This is a genomic window from Rhodoferax sp. P1_F3 (genome assembly GCF_056405715.1).
Window position 1 is genome coordinate 97,580 of record NZ_JBFUBO010000012.1, and the last position, 15,146, is coordinate 112,725.

At 63.9% G+C, this 15,146-nt stretch carries 14 protein-coding genes; 6 read left to right on the forward strand and 8 right to left on the reverse strand.

What is annotated here, in order from left to right; all coding sequences use genetic code 11:
* Positions 1 to 36 precede the first annotated feature (36 nt).
* Entirely contained in the window at positions 37 to 2,976 is a 2,940-nt protein-coding gene (locus AC1DZ5_RS18145) for a putative bifunctional diguanylate cyclase/phosphodiesterase (protein ID WP_477891601.1), read from the forward strand.
* 15 nt (positions 2,977 to 2,991) lie between these two features.
* Here AC1DZ5_RS18145 and AC1DZ5_RS18150 read toward each other — a convergent pair whose 3' ends face one another.
* From AC1DZ5_RS18150 to tsaE, 3 genes are all read right to left on the reverse strand, one after another.
* Positions 2,992 to 3,771, reverse strand: a complete 780-nt coding sequence (locus tag AC1DZ5_RS18150) for an N-acyl amino acid synthase FeeM domain-containing protein (protein WP_477891603.1) — start codon at positions 3,769 to 3,771, stop codon at positions 2,992 to 2,994.
* A 132-nt stretch (positions 3,772 to 3,903) separates the two neighbouring features.
* Positions 3,904 to 5,316 carry an N-acetylmuramoyl-L-alanine amidase gene (locus AC1DZ5_RS18155; RefSeq protein WP_477891605.1) on the reverse strand — a complete coding sequence of 471 codons (1,413 nt, stop codon included), beginning with the start codon at positions 5,314 to 5,316 and terminating at the stop codon, positions 3,904 to 3,906.
* Positions 5,313 to 5,822 (reverse strand): tRNA (adenosine(37)-N6)-threonylcarbamoyltransferase complex ATPase subunit type 1 TsaE, encoded by a 510-nt coding sequence (tsaE, locus tag AC1DZ5_RS18160; protein ID WP_477891607.1) that lies wholly within the window; start codon positions 5,820 to 5,822, stop codon positions 5,313 to 5,315. The genes AC1DZ5_RS18155 and tsaE overlap by 4 nt, the downstream gene beginning before the upstream one ends.
* Before the next feature lie 45 nt (positions 5,823 to 5,867).
* On the opposite strand from tsaE, the gene queG reads away from it, so the two are divergent.
* Positions 5,868 to 6,929, forward strand: a complete 1,062-nt coding sequence (queG, locus tag AC1DZ5_RS18165; RefSeq protein ID WP_477891685.1) for a tRNA epoxyqueuosine(34) reductase QueG — start codon at positions 5,868 to 5,870, stop codon at positions 6,927 to 6,929.
* 14 nt (positions 6,930 to 6,943) lie between these two features.
* Positions 6,944 to 7,744, forward strand: coding sequence for a cysteine hydrolase family protein (locus AC1DZ5_RS18170; protein ID WP_477891609.1), 801 nt, complete (start codon positions 6,944 to 6,946; stop codon positions 7,742 to 7,744).
* Here the strand turns inward: AC1DZ5_RS18170 and AC1DZ5_RS18175 are convergent.
* On the reverse strand, positions 7,737 to 8,753 hold the full coding sequence (locus AC1DZ5_RS18175; protein WP_477891611.1) for an MBL fold metallo-hydrolase: 1,017 nt from the start codon (positions 8,751 to 8,753) through the stop codon (positions 7,737 to 7,739). The two genes, AC1DZ5_RS18170 and AC1DZ5_RS18175, sit on opposite strands and share 8 nt — an antisense overlap.
* A 15-nt stretch (positions 8,754 to 8,768) precedes the next feature.
* Positions 8,769 to 8,897 carry a hypothetical protein gene (locus AC1DZ5_RS18180; protein WP_477891613.1) on the reverse strand — a complete coding sequence of 43 codons (129 nt, stop codon included), beginning with the start codon at positions 8,895 to 8,897 and terminating at the stop codon, positions 8,769 to 8,771.
* A gap of 239 nt (positions 8,898 to 9,136) precedes the next feature.
* Between AC1DZ5_RS18180 and AC1DZ5_RS18185 the strand changes: the two genes are divergently transcribed.
* Positions 9,137 to 10,147: a M14 family zinc carboxypeptidase gene (locus AC1DZ5_RS18185; protein ID WP_477891615.1), complete on the forward strand. Its 1,011-nt coding sequence runs from the start codon at positions 9,137 to 9,139 to the stop codon at positions 10,145 to 10,147.
* Between the two features lie 7 nt (positions 10,148 to 10,154).
* Here the strand turns inward: AC1DZ5_RS18185 and AC1DZ5_RS18190 are convergent, their stop codons facing one another.
* On the reverse strand, positions 10,155 to 11,066 hold the full coding sequence (locus AC1DZ5_RS18190) for an AEC family transporter (RefSeq protein ID WP_477891617.1): 912 nt from the start codon (positions 11,064 to 11,066) through the stop codon (positions 10,155 to 10,157).
* 114 nt (positions 11,067 to 11,180) lie between these two features.
* On the opposite strand from AC1DZ5_RS18190, the gene AC1DZ5_RS18195 reads away from it, so the two are divergent.
* Together AC1DZ5_RS18195 and xerD are read left to right on the forward strand one after the other, a co-directional pair.
* Positions 11,181 to 12,140 carry a tripartite tricarboxylate transporter substrate binding protein BugE gene (locus tag AC1DZ5_RS18195; protein ID WP_477891619.1) on the forward strand — a complete coding sequence of 320 codons (960 nt, stop codon included), beginning with the start codon at positions 11,181 to 11,183 and terminating at the stop codon, positions 12,138 to 12,140.
* A complete protein-coding gene (gene xerD, locus AC1DZ5_RS18200; RefSeq protein WP_477891621.1) occupies positions 12,137 to 13,045 on the forward strand; it encodes a site-specific tyrosine recombinase XerD in 909 nt (302 codons plus the stop codon). The genes AC1DZ5_RS18195 and xerD overlap by 4 nt, the downstream gene beginning before the upstream one ends.
* A gap of 11 nt (positions 13,046 to 13,056) precedes the next feature.
* Here xerD and AC1DZ5_RS18205 read toward each other — a convergent pair whose 3' ends face one another.
* The gene (locus AC1DZ5_RS18205; RefSeq protein WP_477891623.1) at positions 13,057 to 14,298 is read right to left on the reverse strand and encodes an EAL and HDOD domain-containing protein; all 1,242 of its coding nucleotides are present in this window, start codon (positions 14,296 to 14,298) and stop codon (positions 13,057 to 13,059) included.
* Positions 14,299 to 14,342: 44 nt separating this feature from the next.
* A complete protein-coding gene (locus AC1DZ5_RS18210) occupies positions 14,343 to 15,140 on the reverse strand; it encodes a ferritin-like domain-containing protein (RefSeq protein ID WP_477891625.1) in 798 nt (265 codons plus the stop codon).
* Between the last annotated feature and the right edge of the window lie 6 nt (positions 15,141 to 15,146).

Sequence of the window (15,146 nt, forward strand, 5' to 3'; positions counted from 1 at the left end):
GCGGTAACGCGTTACTTCCACGAACCAAAAAAAAGCATGGCGGGAAAAGTCGTTGAAACCCTGCTGGACCGATTAACCACCCTGGTGTTTCCTGCCGTGCTGGTCGCGCTGGCTGGTCTGGCGCTGTTGTGGCAATTGGGGCACTCGGACATTGCAAGAGGCATTCCTTTGCCCATCCAGGTGTGGGAGGAATCCGAACCCGTGGATGTGGCGGCCCTGGACCGTGTTCGCCAGCATCTGGAAGCCGTGCCAGCCACGGCTTCCGCAGAAACCCATCTCTCTACCAACAACTTCTGGTTTGCGGTGCAGGTCCCCCAAAGCCCGGTGGATCACCCATGGGAGATTGATTTCCCGTCGCGCCACGCCACCGCACTGAGCTGCTGGAACCTGCAGACCGGCCTGCCGCTGGGCGATGCCAATCGCTTTGCCGTTTCTGGTGGCATGCAGCGCAGCCGCGCTGGTTTCTCACTGCAGCCCGCTGAGTCTGCTGCGCCCTGGAGCCTGCTGTGCCGGGCCGTTTATCGGGGGCCTGCCAAGATTTCTGCGGATGCTTGGGAGCCGCATGCCTTGGACATGGCGCAGGTGTCGCACCAGAAAACCGGTGTGATGCTGGAGGCCGGCATTGGCGTGCTGGCCATCTTCATGCTGCTCACCGCCGTGGTGAACCGCAGCGCGCTGTACTGGACCTTTGTGGGCTGGCTGCTGCTGAATATGCGCATGGCGGGCCTGTCGGCAGGCACCGACATAGAGCTCTTTGGCGGGGCCCTCGACCCGGCTTGGTTCACGCCCATGCGCCAATGGACCTTGTGCATGTACTACGCCATGACGATTGGCCTGTTCAGTGCGCTGTTCAAAGCCGAGTTGCAGGACGTTAAGGCCGGCTGGCTGCTGAGGTTGCACCAGCTCAGCGCGGTGGCCGTGATCGTGGCGTGCCCGTTCCTGTCGTACGAACGCGTCTTGCCGACGCTGTGGGTTGCCACTGCTTCGGTGGTGATGTTGATGATTGTCTACCTGGCCAAAATCCTGCGCCACACGCATTCCCGTGTAGCGGCGTGGTATGCCGCCTCCATCATCGTCACGCTGGTGGCCAGCATGAACGAAGTGGTGGCCGCGGCCACCGGGCAGCGCCTGCTGCTGTCCGGACTCAACAGCGTGACCGCCGCCATCGCCTCGGCGCTGCTGGCGTCTGCCGCGGTGGCAGAGCACATGCGCTCGCACCGCCTGCAAAACCAGCGCGCACAAAAGCTACTGGAAGCGGCTTACCAGGACTCGCCCATTGGCTTGTTCACCATTGGCGTGGGCGCGCAGATCATGAAGGCCAACCCGGCCTTCCATGCCATGGTTCGGCGCATTGCGGTGGATGGCCCCTTGTCGCTGCAGCAGTTGTTCGATGCGGACCTGGTGCAAAAAATTGTGGCCTTGCACAGCGCGCGGGCTAGCACTTCGATTGAATTGCAAACCCAGACCCTGCTGCCCCGTGCCACGGGCAACAGCTGGTTTGCCATCAAGGCCTCGACGGTGGATGGCAACACCATCGAATGCTCGCTGCAGGACATCACCGAGCGCGTGCAGGTGACCGAGCGCCTGGAGTACCTGGCCAGCCACGACCCACTGACCGGCTGCCTGAACCTGCGCGGCCTGGCCCTGGAGACAGCCAAGGTGGGCTACCAGTTCACCGCGCTGGCCTACTTTGACCTGGACCGCTTCAAGCTCATCAACGACCTGTATGGCCACACCGCCGGTGACAACGTGCTGATGCAGGTGGCCGAGCGCATGGGCAGCGTGCTGCAGCGCCACGACATGTTGGCCCGTGTGGGGGGGGACGAGTTTGTGGTGGTGTTCTCGCGCGCCAACATGGCCGACAGCGAGGCCAGCTGCAACAGCATTGCCATGCTGATTGGCTCGGCCCCGTTCCAGATTGACAACCAAAGCTTTTCGCTGGACGTGTCGGGCGGATTGGTGGAGACCGCGCAGTTCAGCCAGTCGCCGTTGAAAGACATCGTGTCGGCGGCCGACACACTGTGCCGCATGGCCAAGAAGCGCAGCAACCAGCGTTTGGTGGTGATGGAGTCGGGCGACCGCTTCTTCCAGCAGCACCAGGACGAGCTGGACCTGATCAACTGCCTGGAGCGCGGCGAAACGCCCCAGGGCCTCTTCTTGATGATGCAGCCCGAGTTGTCATTGAGCCGGCCGTTTGATTCGCTGAATTTTGAAATGCTGGTGCGCCTGCGCAAGCCCGATGGCAGTGTGGTGGGCGCGGGCACCATCATCGAAGCGGCTGAGGCCCATGGCAAAACCGCCATCATTGACCGCTGGGTGGTGACCACGGCCATTGACTGGCTGGAGCAGCATGCCCAGAACCTGCATCAGACCCATTTTGTGGGCGTGAACCTGTCCGGTGGCTCGCTCAACGACGAGTCGTTCACGGCCGAGCTGTTTGCGTTGTTCGAGCAGCACCCGCTGGCCTTGTCCAAGATCTGCATCGAGATCACTGAGACCGTGGCCATCACCGACATGCGCAACATGCAGCGCTTTATTGACCGCGTGCGCGCCATGGGCGCCAAGGTGGGGCTGGATGACTTCGGTGCCGGGTATTCCTCGTTCGGCTACCTCAAGGGGCTGTCGGTGGATGCCCTCAAGCTCGATGGTTCACTGGTGCGCGACGCGGCACGTAGCCAGTCCGGCATGGCCATCATTGTGGCCATTGGGGGCCTGGTGAGCAGCCTGGGCATGAAGTCGGTGGGCGAGTTTGCTGAAGACCTGGCCACCATCCGTGCGCTGGCGGATGCTGGCATTGATTACGCGCAGGGCTATGGCATCAGCAAGCCGGTGATGCCCGAGAAAATCCTGGCAGCCCAAAGCGGTGCCGATTTCATCGAGGACCCCGAGATCCTCGCCTTCGTCAAGCTGCTGCAAGCCAATGCGGATGCCACCATGTCCCTGTTCCCGGAATCGACTCTGGGCACCCTGCACTGACCCCACGCTTCTCGCTTACAGGGCCATGGCGGCAGAAACCTTCCATTCGGCCTCGCTGTCCGTCAGCACCATGCTGTCCTCGGTGGTGGTGTGCGGGGCATCGATCTCTGGGCAGTGCCAGGGCTGTACCAGGGGCTTGGCCCGGGACAGGTCAATGTCCGGGTGATGGGCTTCAAAAAAGAAGCGGTGCAGGCTGTGCTGCGATGCGTGCCACAGTGGCTGCACGGCGCGGGGCGCCAGTTGCATCACCCGGTGCGGTACACCACCCGTGAAGGTCATGGGGTAGAAGACACCCGCTTCTCCCACGTCAGAAAAATACAGGCTGTCGTAAATGCGGTCTACCGGGCGACGGCCCGTGGCCATCATCCAGTCCACGTCTTGCGCCAGGCAGTAGCTGTGCAGCGCCTTGAACAGCGCCGTGCGCACCAGCGAGGACTGGGGGTTGCCCTTCACGCACAGTCGGGTGGTTTCCACCATGCGGCTGCCGTGAAAGCGCGCGGGCAGTTTCAGCGAATGCTGCAAGGGCAGGGCTTTGATCTGGTTGGCATGCGTGCGCAGGGTGCCGAGCATGGAGCCGTCCAGCTTGGAGGTGGCGACGAACACTTCGCAGCCGGGCTCAAAGTCCGCGGCTTCGGCTTCACGCAGCTTGGCGCCCAGTTCGGGGAGGTGTTTGCCGTAGGAGGCAGCGCGGAGTTGGATCACTCCCTCCATCTGCGCCCTGGACGCGATCTCCACCTTGAACGGCAAAATCTCGGATGGAAACCCCAGCGTTGAAACGCAGCTTGCCTGAACCATGACAACCTCCCTTCGGTAACGTTATTGAGGGAATCAGTCTAGGGTTAGCACCTAGTTGTAATCGCCGAATTAAGCGGTAATTTGGCCGCCTTTTCGGGTCTGACGCGGCTGGTTGCGGAGCAGGCTGGAGGGTTAGCTGGTCGTGCGGTTACGCGCCAGCGGCGGGTTCTTGGCGAAGTAGCTCTCAATGCCGCGCATCAGTGCATCGGCCAGCTGGTTTTGGTAGTCCTCGCTGTTGAGCTTGACCTCTTCGCTGGGGTTGCTGATGAAGGCGGCCTCCACCAGCACGCTGGGAATGTCGGGCGCCTTGAGCACGGCAAACGCGGCCTGCTCGACTTTGGGCTTGTGCAGCTTGCCCACGCGTTTGATCTCGCCCAGCAGGTTGCTGCCCAGCTTCAGGCTGTCGTTGATCTGGGCGGTGGTGCTCATGTCCAGCAGCGCGCGTTGCACCGTGGCGTCCTTGGCTTTCACGTTCAGGCCGCCAATCAAATCCGCCTTGTTCTCCTTGGCCGCCATCCAGCGCGCCGCGCTGCTCGACGCGCCGCCCTGGCTCAGCGCGAACACGCTGGCGCCTTGCGGGTCGGGGGTGAAGAAGGCGTCGGCATGCAGGCTCACAAACAGGTCGGCCTGCACGCGGCGCGCCTTTTGCACGCGCGTGCCCAGCGGCACAAAGAAGTCGGCATCGCGCGTCAGGTAGGCGCGCATGGCGTTGCCATTGACGCTGGCGTTGTTGATGCGCTCGCGCAGCAGGTGGGCCAGCTTCAGCACCACGTCCTTTTCCTTGGTGCCGCCAGGGCCGATGGCGCCCGGATCTTCCCCGCCATGGCCGGGGTCCAGCGCGATGATGATCAGTCGCTCGGTGGTGGGCGTTGTGGGGCTGGCTGGTAACGGGGGTTTAGTGCCATTTTGGCCGCTAACCCCCGTGGAATCTGCGCGAGTAGCTCCTGTTTTAGGAGCATTCTGGGCGGTGGCCGTACCCGGCACCACGGGGCTGGATGCCGCGCGCTGCGTGTGCATGGCGATCAACGCGTCCAGCGGGTCGTTGCTGGCGGCGGGTTTGGGTGGGCTGGCTGCCGCGGCTTTGGCGTTGTCCGTCAGGCGCTCGGCAATCAGGGCCTCCAGCGGGTCCACCTCGTTCACCGGGTACAGGTCCAGCACCAGCCGGTGCTGGTAGGCAGCCACCGGGCTCAGCGAAAACACCTGGGGGCGGATGGCGTGTTTCAGGTCCACCACCAACCGCACCACCGTGGGTGTGAACTGGCCTACGCGGATGCCGGCAATGTTCGGGTCGTCCGCCTGCACCTTGGCCACCAGCTCCTTGAGTGCGGGGTTCAGCGTGATGCCCTCAATGTCCACCGCCAGGCGTGGCGGGCTGGGCACAAAGAGCTGCTTGGTCACCAGCGAGGCATCCGACTCGATGGTGACGCGCGAGTATTCCGGCGCGGGCCAGACCCGCACGGTCATGATGGTGGCGCCGCGGGCCAGCTCAGCAGCGCCCAGGGTTAGCACGACGCTGCCGGCCTGCAATAGCGTGCGCCGCTTCATGCGCTTGCCCTAGATAGGGGCTGCACCAAGGCGGTACCGGTGGCGGTGTGGGACGTCAGAGTCACCAAGCGGCTCGCGTCGTCCAGCGTGCGGATGTGCAGGTCCACATCGGCCACGGGCAGCATGCCGGCGGCCTTCTCGGGCCACTCGGCCAGCTTTAGGCCGGGGCTGGCGAAGATGTCGCGAAAGCCGGCTTCTTCCCACTCGCGTGGGTCGCTGAAGCGGTAGAAGTCAAAGTGCCAGATGTTGAGCGCGTCCAGCTCATAGGGCTCCACCACGGCGTAGGTGGGGCTCTTGATGCGGCCGGTCACGCCCAGTGCCTGCAGCAGGTGGCGCACCAAGGTGGTTTTGCCGGCGCCTAGGTCGCCATGCAGCGCGATGAAGGCGTTGGCCAGCGCGGGCTGCGCGGCCCAGTGGGCGGCAAACGCGTGGGTGGCCGATTCGTCCGCCCATGCGAGGGTCAGGCTGCTTTCTACAATGGGGTGGTGACGATCAACAGCACTCAAATCAACGCTCAATCTGACAGTGGGCAAGAGGGCAACCCGTGGGTTGTGCAGGTCCAGGCCTGGGCCCGGGAACTTGGATTCTCCCAAATTGGCGTGGCTGGTGTGGATTTGTCGTCGGCCGAGCCCGGTTTATTGGCCTGGTTGTCGCAAGGATTCCACGGTGACATGGCTTATATGGCCCACCACGGCCTCAAACGCGCTCGCCCGGCCGAGCTGGTACCGGGCACGGTAAGCGTGATCACTGCACGCATGGACTACCTGCCGCGCGACACGGCGGAGGGTTGGCAGGACACCGAATTGGCGCGCCTGCAGCGCCCCGGCGAGGGCATTGTGTCGGTCTACGCCCGCGGGCGGGACTACCACAAGGTGCTCCGCAGCCGCCTGCAGAAGCTGGCCGACACCATGGCCGCCCACATGGGACCGCTGGGCTACCGCGTGTTCACCGATAGCGCGCCGGTGCTGGAGGCCGAACTGGCCGCGCGCAGCGGCCAGGGCTGGCGTGGCAAGCACACGTTGCTGCTGAACCGCGAGGCCGGTTCCATGTTTTTTCTGGGCGAGATTTATGTGGACATGGCCTTGCCCGACAGCGCGCCCGTGCAGCCGCACTGCGGCAGCTGCAGCGCCTGCATCACGGTGTGCCCCACGCAGGCCATCATCGCCCCGCACCGGCTGGATGCACGGCGCTGCATCTCCTACCTGACCATCGAGCACGCCGGGACCATCCCGCTGGAATTACGCCCCTTGATTGGCAACCGCATTTACGGCTGTGACGACTGTCAGCTGGTCTGCCCCTGGAACAAGTTTGCCCAGCGCAGCGCCTTGCCCGACTTCGACGCCCGCGAGGGGCTGACCGGCATGCAGCTGGCCACGCTGCTGGACTGGACCGAGGGCACGTTCCTGCGGCACACCGAGGGCAGCCCGATCCGCCGCATCGGCCACGTGCGCTGGCTGCGCAATGTGGCCGTGGCCATGGGCAACGCGCTGGCGGGCAGTTCACTGCCTGCAGCACAGCGCCAGACCCTGGTGCAGTCCTTGCAACGCCGCACCGACCACCCCGACCCGCTGGTGCAAGAGCACGTGCAGTGGGCCCTGCAACAAACCCCTTGAAGAGGAATGACGCCATGGCGCTGTACGACCTGCTGGTGATTGACCCGCAAAACGATTTTCTGGACGTTGCAGGCGCTGCCTTGCCCGTGCCCGGCGCCAACGCCGACATGGACCGCCTGGCCGCGTGGCTGCACACGCACGCGGCGCAGGTGCGCAGCCTGACTGTGACGTTGGATTCGCATGCCAGCGTGGGCGTGGAGCGCACCACCTTTTGGCAGCAGGCCGACGGCAGCGCGGTGGCGCCGTTCACGCTGATCACTGTGGCGCAGGTGCAGCGGGGCACTTACCAGCCGCGCCATGCCGGGCGCACCGACGAGGTGGTGGCCTACCTGCAAGCGCTGGAAGCCACAAGCCAGCGCCAGCTCATCGTGTGGCCGGTGCACTGTGTGCTGGGCACCTGGGGCCACAACATCCACGCCGGCTTGGGCGAGGCGATTGCCCGCTGGGAGCAGGAAACCGGCCGCATCTGCCTTAAGGTGTTGAAGGGGCAGAACCCCATGACCGAGCAGTACAGTGCCTTCAAGGCCGAGGTGCCGCGTGCCGATGATGACCGCACACTGCTCAATCAGTCGCTAGTCCGCACGCTGTCTGCGCCAGGCGCTACGCTTTTGGTAGCGGGCGAGGCGTTAAGCCACTGTGTGGCTGCGTCTGTGACGGACATGATGGCGAACTTGCCAACGCCCCGCCTGCAGCAGATCGTGCTGCTGACCGACTGCATGAGCCCTGTGAGCGGTTTTGAAGCGGCGGGCCAGGCGTTTCTGCAACAGGCACGCGCGGCTGGCCTGGCTACAGTGCCGCTGGCCTCGCTTACTTGAGGCGCGGCGGCAGCCCGGCAAACACGTCCATCGCCTTCCACTCCAGAGGCAGGCGAATCTCCACGCCGTCCTGCGCGCCCTTGCGTTGCAGAAAGGCGATGGAGGCCTCAAAGTCGTCCAGCGGTGGAGGCATGGGTTGCATGGGCAGGGTGGACGGAATCCAGAAGTCATCCCAGTGGATGGGAATCACGCGGCGCGCACCCACAGCCGCCACGGTCTCGCGCCAATAGGCCTCCTTGTGTTCGTCGCTGCGCGGGCCCATGGCGCCTATGCCCAGCATCACGACGTCGGCCTGCACGCCCTTGAGCGCATCGGGCACAAAGCCTGCGGTGCTGGTGATCAGCAGCGTGCGGCCATCGTGTTCGACGCGGGCCACATAGCTCTGGCCCTCCTTGTAGTCGGTTGCGCGGGCGGGTGGCACCAGCGGCGTGGTGATCTCGCCCCCGGTAAAACCGGTGGGCGTGTGCAGTGCGGGGTAGAGCATGACGGTGAAACGACCAAAGGTATAGGGCGTGCGAAGCTGCGCGGTACGTATTTGCGCCTCGGGCAGGCCCCAGCCGCGGCCCACCATGGCGGTGGAGGACGAGCCCAGCAACAGGGCACCGGTACGCTTGGCGACTTCAGGCGCATCCATGGCGTGGTCGTAATGCGAGTGCAGGGGAATCACCGCTGCCAGCTTGCCGGTGTGCTGGGGGATGCCAGCGCGCTGCAATCCGGCTGCAATGCCGGCCACATCGGGCTCCACCTTGCGCAGGAAGGTGGTGAGCTTGTCCGGGCGGGAAAAAAATCCGTCGGTGAGCAGGGCGGTCTCGCCGTCGTCTAGCAGCACGGTGGCCACGCCCAGGAAGCTGACCCGTAATGGTGCCTGGGGCGGAGGAGGGGGGGCGGACCAGCGCAAGCGGTCCAGGCCGCGCAGGCTGGGCGGGTGGCCCAGCATCCAAGCCAGCGCCGCCACTGCGACAACCAGCAATACCAACAACCCCAGAACCAGCCGCTTGAAAATTTTCATGCGGGCAGTGTAGGGTCAGCGGCGCTTGCGGGGCAGGTGGGTGCGTTGCAAGGCTAGCAGTTCACCCACGCCCTGCACCAGCGCCAGAGTGACGGCCAGCCAGGGCAGCAGAAAGGGGCGCGAGGGTGTGGAGCGCTTGCGCATTCAGACCTCGATCAAGGCCACTGGCTCCAGCCAGTTGTCTTCGAACAGCTCATCCAGCAAACGTTGCAGTCCTAGTAGCTTGAGGATCATGGTGGGCTCCCGGTGGGTTGCAGATGCAGCCACTCTAGGAGTCCTGTGTGACGGTTTCATGGCAGTGTGGTGCATTGTCATCAAGTGCGTTCAGGATGCTGAAAATTCGTGCCGTGCCGCTATGCTGGCGCCCAACAAGGAGCCAGGTTTTGCAACACCGCGCACTCGCCGCATTGACCGAACTGGAGCGGATTCTCCAGCTCGCGGGGGACCGTGTGGAGACCCGCGTGGTGCGCCAGGTGGACTGCCGCGGGGTGAATCTGCCGGTCTACACCGTTGCGCTGGGCAACCCGGACCCGCAGGTGCCCGCCATCGGTTTTTTTGGTGGTGTGCATGGGCTGGAGCGCATTGGGGCCGAGGTGGTGCTGGCCTACCTGCTCAGCATCGTCATGCGCTTGAACTGGGACCACACCTTGCACCGCCAGCTGGAGTCGTTGCGCCTGGTGTTCATGCCGCTGGTGAACCCCGGTGGTATGGCGCTGGGCACACGCGCCAACCCGCGTGGCGTGGACCTGATGCGCAATGCGCCGGTGGACGCGCTGGAGCCGGTGCCCACTTGGGTGGGCGGCCAGCGCCTGAGTTCGCGCCTGCCCTGGTACCGCGGTGTGGCGGGCGCACCCATGGAAGAGGAAAGCCAGGCCGTGTGCGAGGTGGTGGCGCAGGAGCTGTTGCCACGGCCCTTCAGCATGTCTGTGGATTGCCATTCGGGCTTTGGGCTCAGCGACCGACTCTGGTTCCCCTTTGCCCACACGCGCAAGCCACTGCACCACCTGGCCGAGATGTACGCGTTGCAGGTGATTTTTCGCCAGACCTACAACCACCACCCTTACCTGTTTGAGCCGCAAAGTCTGCAGTACCTGACCCATGGCGACCTGTGGGACCACCTGTATCTGCAGTCGCGCGAGGCGCCAGAGCGCGTGTTTCTGCCGCTGACGCTGGAAATGGGCTCATGGTTGTGGATCAAGAAGAACCCGCGCCAGCTGTTCAGCCGCCATGGCATCTTCAATCCGCTGATTGGCCACCGCCAACAGCGTGTGTTGCGCCGGCATTTGTGGATGCTGGATTTTCTGACCCGTGCGGCGTGCAGCGCAGAGTCTTGGGCGCCGCAAGATGGCCAGCGCCATGTGCTGCACGCCGAGGCGCTGCAGCACTGGTACTAGCGCGGCATCAGAGGCGCTGTAACACGCCCAGGGCAAACGACAGGCTGACCATGCCCATCACCGTGGACACGGTGACCAGGGCGGCCACGTAGGCGCCGTCGTAGCCCATGCGCGCGGCCAGCACATAGCAGCTGGAGGCTGTGGGCAGGGCCGAGAAGGCCAGCAGGATGGTGGTCTGGGTGGGGCTCAGGCCCAGGGCGCGTGCAATGGCCCAGGCCACGATAGGGGTCAGCAGGTGGCGAATGGCAATCACCGCCACGGCCAGCACCTTGCCGCGTGCCAGCGCACCCAGCTGCATGCCGGCCCCAGCAGCCATCAGCCCTAGTGCCAGCGATGCTGCGCCCAGGCGTGTCACCGTGGGTTCCAGCCATGTCGGAATTGCAAAACCCAGCAGGTTGGCCACCAGGCCGGTGGCCGTGGCAATGATCAGCGGGTTGCGCAGCAGCTCGCGCGCAAAGCCACGCTGCGCATGGCGCGCCATGGGCCATACCGCAGCCACATTGAATACCGGCACACAGACACCAATCAGCACCGCGATGAGCTGCACGCCCTGCGGACCAGCCAGTCGATCGGCAATGGCCAGGCCGATGAAGGAATTGAAACGAAATGCAATCTGCGCGCTGGAGGCATGGTCGCGCGCATCCACATGGGTGCGCAGCCAGGGCAGGTGCGGAATGGCATAGGCCAGCCCAATGCCCGCCAGGCCGCTGGCCCAACCCGCACCAATGAGGCTGGAGGCCGCACCCAGATCCAACGGGCTCTTGACGATGGACTGGAACAGCAGCACCGGGAACAGAAAGTAATACACCAGCGACTCCACCTGCTCCCACACGGGCCGGTTCAATGCGGTGTAGCGGCACACCAGGTAGCCGCACAGGATCAGGGAGAAATCAGGGAAGAGGAGTTGGGCGTAATTCACAGACCAAGGATAGCAGCCAGGGTGCAGGCACCCGGGTTTCCACGTACGCGCAAATCAGCATGGCGAAAGCAAGCGCGCGGGGTACCATTCGGCAAATTCCACAGGAGAAATCACATGCGTCGTCTGCTGTTCACCCTGGGCCTGGTGGCCGCCTCCAGTGCTGCGCTGGCACAGGGCTATCCCAACAAAATCATCAAGCTGCAGGTGCCGTTTGCACCCGGTGGCACCACCGACATCATTGCCCGCGTGATCGCCGATCCGCTGGGCAAGGTGTTGGGCCAAAGCGTGATTGTGGAAAACAAGGCGGGTGGTGGTGGTGTAGTGGGTGCGAACGAAACGGCCAAGGCAGTGCCCGATGGGTATTCGCTGGGCATTGCTACGGTGTCCACCGTGGCGGCCAATCCGGCCATCAACCCCAAGAACCCCTACAACCCGCTCACCGACTTCACGCCCATCGTCAACATTGCGGCCACGCCCAATGTGATTGCGGTTCACCCCAGCTTCCCGGCCAAGGACTACAAGGGCTTCTTGGCTGAGGTCAAAAGCCATCCCGGGCAGTATTCGTACGCTTCGTCGGGGACAGGGGGCATTGGTCACATGCAGACCGAGTTGTTCAAGAGCCTGGCCGGTGTGTTCATCACGCACATTCCCTACCGCGGCGCCGGCCCGGCCCTGAACGACACGGTGGGCGGCCAGGTGCCGCTGATTTTTGACAACCTGCCATCGGCCTTGCCCTTTATCCAGAGCAATAAGCTGGTGCCCATCGTGGTGGCGGCGCCCCAGCGCCTGCCCCAGATGCCCAATGTGCCCACCTTCAAGGAGGTGGGGCTGGAGCCGGTAAACCGCATGGCGTTCTACGGCATTTACGGCCCCAAGGGCTTGCCCAAGGAAGTGGTGGACAAGGTGAATGCCGCGGTGCGTAAGGTGCTGGAAGATCCGGCCGTGAAAAAGCGCATCGAAGAGACGGGCTCCTTGGTCGTGGGCAATACGCCCGAGCAATTCACGGCCCAGATCAAAGCCGAGTATGAGGTGTACAAGAAAGTGGTGGAGACTGCCAAACTGAAATTGGAATGACCGAGCGTGTCGCCGCCGACACCGCGTCGGTGGACGCCTTCATCGATGCTCTGTGGCTGGAAGAGGGCCTGTCCAAAAATACCCTGCAGGCCTACCGGCGTGACCTGACCCTGTTTGCCCAATGGCTGCAGGGGCGCAGCTTGCCAAGCGTGCAGGAGCACGACATCCAGGCCTACTTTGGCGCACAGCACGCACGCACCAAAGCCACCACGGCCAACCGGCGCTTGACCGTGTTCAGGCGCTACTTCCGCTGGGCCCTGCGCGAGGGGCTGGTGGCGGCCGACCCTACGCTGAAACTGCAGGCCGCCAAGCAGGCTCTGCGCGTACCCAAGACCCTGACTGAAGCCCAGGTAGAGGCCCTGCTAGCCGCGCCGGATACCAGTACTGCGCTGGGAATACGCGACCGCACCATGCTGGAATTGATGTACGCCAGCGGGCTGCGTGTCAGTGAACTGGTGACGCTGCGCACGCTGAACCTGGGCTTGAATGAGGGCGTGCTGCGCGTGCTGGGCAAGGGATCGAAGGAGCGCCTGGTGCCGTTTGGCGAAGTGGCGGCACAGTGGCTGCAGCGCTACCTGGGCCAGGCGCGCGCGGAGTTGCTGGGCCCCAAACAAACGCAGGACTTGTTCATCACCTCGCGCGGCGTGCAGGCGGGCAGCGCCATGTCCCGCGTGATGTTCTGGGGTATCGTGAAAAAATATGCGCTGGCGGCGGGTATTCGCGTTCCGATGTCGCCACACACGCTGCGCCATGCATTTGCCACGCATTTGCTGAACCACGGGGCCGATTTGCGCTCGGTGCAGATGCTGCTGGGCCATGCAGATATTTCCACCACCACCATCTATACCCATGTGGCGCGCGAACGTTTGGCCGCGCTGCACGCCCAGCACCATCCGCGCGGCTAGCGGCGTAGCGCTTATTCGAGCAAGGTTTCGGCCCAGGCCAGTGCCTGCAGGTGGGCCCAGTTCACCTGGTTGCTGCTCAGACCCAAGGCCGTTGTGGTTTGGGCAAAGGCGTCATCGTCCCCCGATTCGCAGGCTTCCGTGAGCAGCAGGTAGGGCGCCAGCGGACCGGTGCGGTAGAGCAGGGCGTTGGTGACCGATTCCGGCAGTGTGAGTGTGGCCAGGGCGGCAGGCATGGGAATGCCCAGCAAGGTATCCAACAGCGAAAACACGCCCACCACGAACGCGTTATCGCATTCATCGGCGGGCAAAGTTTCGCCCGCTAGAAGTTCCATGAGCCGGCCCCGCACCACGGCGGTGGTGCCTACGGCAGGTGGTGTGTCACCTGCCTGCGAGGTGGTTAGCAGCAAGGCGGCCCACTTGAACAGCTTCTTGAGTCCCAGCAGCATGACCGCATGCTTGAAGGAGGTGACTTCGGTGCGCAGGCCAAAGCCCGCCGAGTTGATGAAGCGCAGCAGGTTGAACGACAGGGTAGGGTCGCGCTTGAGCACTTCCTCGATCTCATTGGTGCTGGCTTGTTTGCGCACCAGGTTGATGAGCTGCAGGATGGTGGCCTGCGCGGGCCGAATGGTTTGGCCCTCCACCAGCACCGGTTTGGCAAACCAGTAGCCCTGGAACAGGGTGATGCCCAGCTCCTGCAGCATCTCGTGCTGCTGCGCGGTCTCTACCTTTTCGGCAATCAGCACGGCACTGGACTTTGCCCGGGCCAGCTTGATGAATGAGGCTACCGCCTGCGGCTTGAGGACCGACAGATCGAACTTGATAAAGGAGGCCAGGGGCAGCCAGTCTTCGTAGGAGCGGGTGAGCACCGAGTAGTCAAACGCCAGCCGGAAACCGCGGTCGCGAATGGTTTGCAAGGTGGGGAAGCGGGTCTTGATCTGGTCTACCTCCGAGACGGACAGCGGCGGAATCTCCAGAACGATGTGGTCGGGGGCGACGAGTTCCAGGTGGCCGCCGGCCAGGCTGTCGTGGGTGCAGTTGATGAACAGGGTTTTGCGGTCCATCAGCGGTTCGTTGTCTGCCATGGATAGCAGGTTGAACAGCAGCTGTGCGTCGCTGGAGGCGGTGTGTTGGTTGGCTTGCACCGAGCGGTCAAACAACTCGTAGCCAAACACCATGCGTTGGGCATCCAGGATGGCCTGGCGGGCAATCGCAATGGAGGCAGGGCTGGATGCGGTTGGGGAGGGGTCAGACATGGTGCAGTGCAGTGTTCAGTGCATTCTAGACGTGGGCTTGTGGTTCACGCCGGGCCCGAGAAGGCCTGCATTTCCGCCTCCGAGAATCCTGCGCGTCTGCGGGCCTCCAGGTTGAAGGGGGGCTTGGGACGGGGTGCTGCATGTTTGATAGCAGCTTGCGCATAGAACGCGCCGGGTTCCAGTGCTTTTTGCTTGCAAAGCCAGTGGTACCACTGGTTGCCAATGGCCACGTGGCCCACTTCTTCTTCCAGAATGACATCCAGGATGGCCATCGCTTGCAAGGCGTCAGGCGTTCCCACTTTGCGCAGTTTGGCTTGTATCAGGGGTATGGCATCCAGCCCGCGGGCTTCCATGGTGCGGGGCACCAGGGCCATGCGGGCCACCACGTCGTGGCGGGTGTTGTCGCACACGGTCCACAGGCCCTCATGGGCCGGAAAGCTCCCGTAGTCATACCCGCGGGCGCGCAGATGGGCCTGCAGCAGCTTGAAGTGCTGGGCTTCCTCCTGGGCAACGCGCAGCCAGTCCAGGTAGTACGCGGTGGGCATGTCTGGAAAGCGCCAGATTGCATCCAAGGCCAGGTTGACCGCGTTGAACTCAATGTGGGCTATCGAGTGCATGAGCGCTGCATGGCCCTCTGCGGTGAACGGTGTGCGGCGCGGCACATCTTTGGGGTGCACCTGGACGGGGTGAGGTGGGCGCCCCGGCTGCTCTGGCCAGGGCAATACCACCGCGGTGTCCAGCGGGAGTGTGGCGGCGTCTGCCCACAGCGCCTGTGTTGCGTCGGCCTTTTCAAGCGCATCGGTCAGGCAAAAGGCATATAGCGCGCGGTGTCGGAGTTCCATCTCTAC

Coding starts and splice junctions, on each gene's coding strand:
- AC1DZ5_RS18180 (WP_477891613.1), bottom strand. CDS start 8,897: ATGCGCAAGCGCTCCACACCCTCGCGCCCCTTTCTGCTGCCCTGGCTG.
- AC1DZ5_RS18210 (WP_477891625.1), bottom strand. CDS start 15,140: ATGGAACTCCGACACCGCGCGCTATATGCCTTTTGCCTGACCGATGCG.
- AC1DZ5_RS18175 (WP_477891611.1), bottom strand. CDS start 8,753: ATGAAAATTTTCAAGCGGCTGGTTCTGGGGTTGTTGGTATTGCTGGTT.
- AC1DZ5_RS18150 (WP_477891603.1), bottom strand. CDS start 3,771: ATGGTTCAGGCAAGCTGCGTTTCAACGCTGGGGTTTCCATCCGAGATT.
- AC1DZ5_RS18195 (WP_477891619.1), top strand. CDS start 11,181: ATGCGTCGTCTGCTGTTCACCCTGGGCCTGGTGGCCGCCTCCAGTGCT.
- AC1DZ5_RS18205 (WP_477891623.1), bottom strand. CDS start 14,298: ATGTCTGACCCCTCCCCAACCGCATCCAGCCCTGCCTCCATTGCGATT.
- AC1DZ5_RS18145 (WP_477891601.1), top strand. CDS start 37: ATGGCGGGAAAAGTCGTTGAAACCCTGCTGGACCGATTAACCACCCTG.
- AC1DZ5_RS18155 (WP_477891605.1), bottom strand. CDS start 5,316: ATGAAGCGGCGCACGCTATTGCAGGCCGGCAGCGTCGTGCTAACCCTG.
- xerD (WP_477891621.1), top strand. CDS start 12,137: ATGACCGAGCGTGTCGCCGCCGACACCGCGTCGGTGGACGCCTTCATC.
- AC1DZ5_RS18170 (WP_477891609.1), top strand. CDS start 6,944: ATGGCGCTGTACGACCTGCTGGTGATTGACCCGCAAAACGATTTTCTG.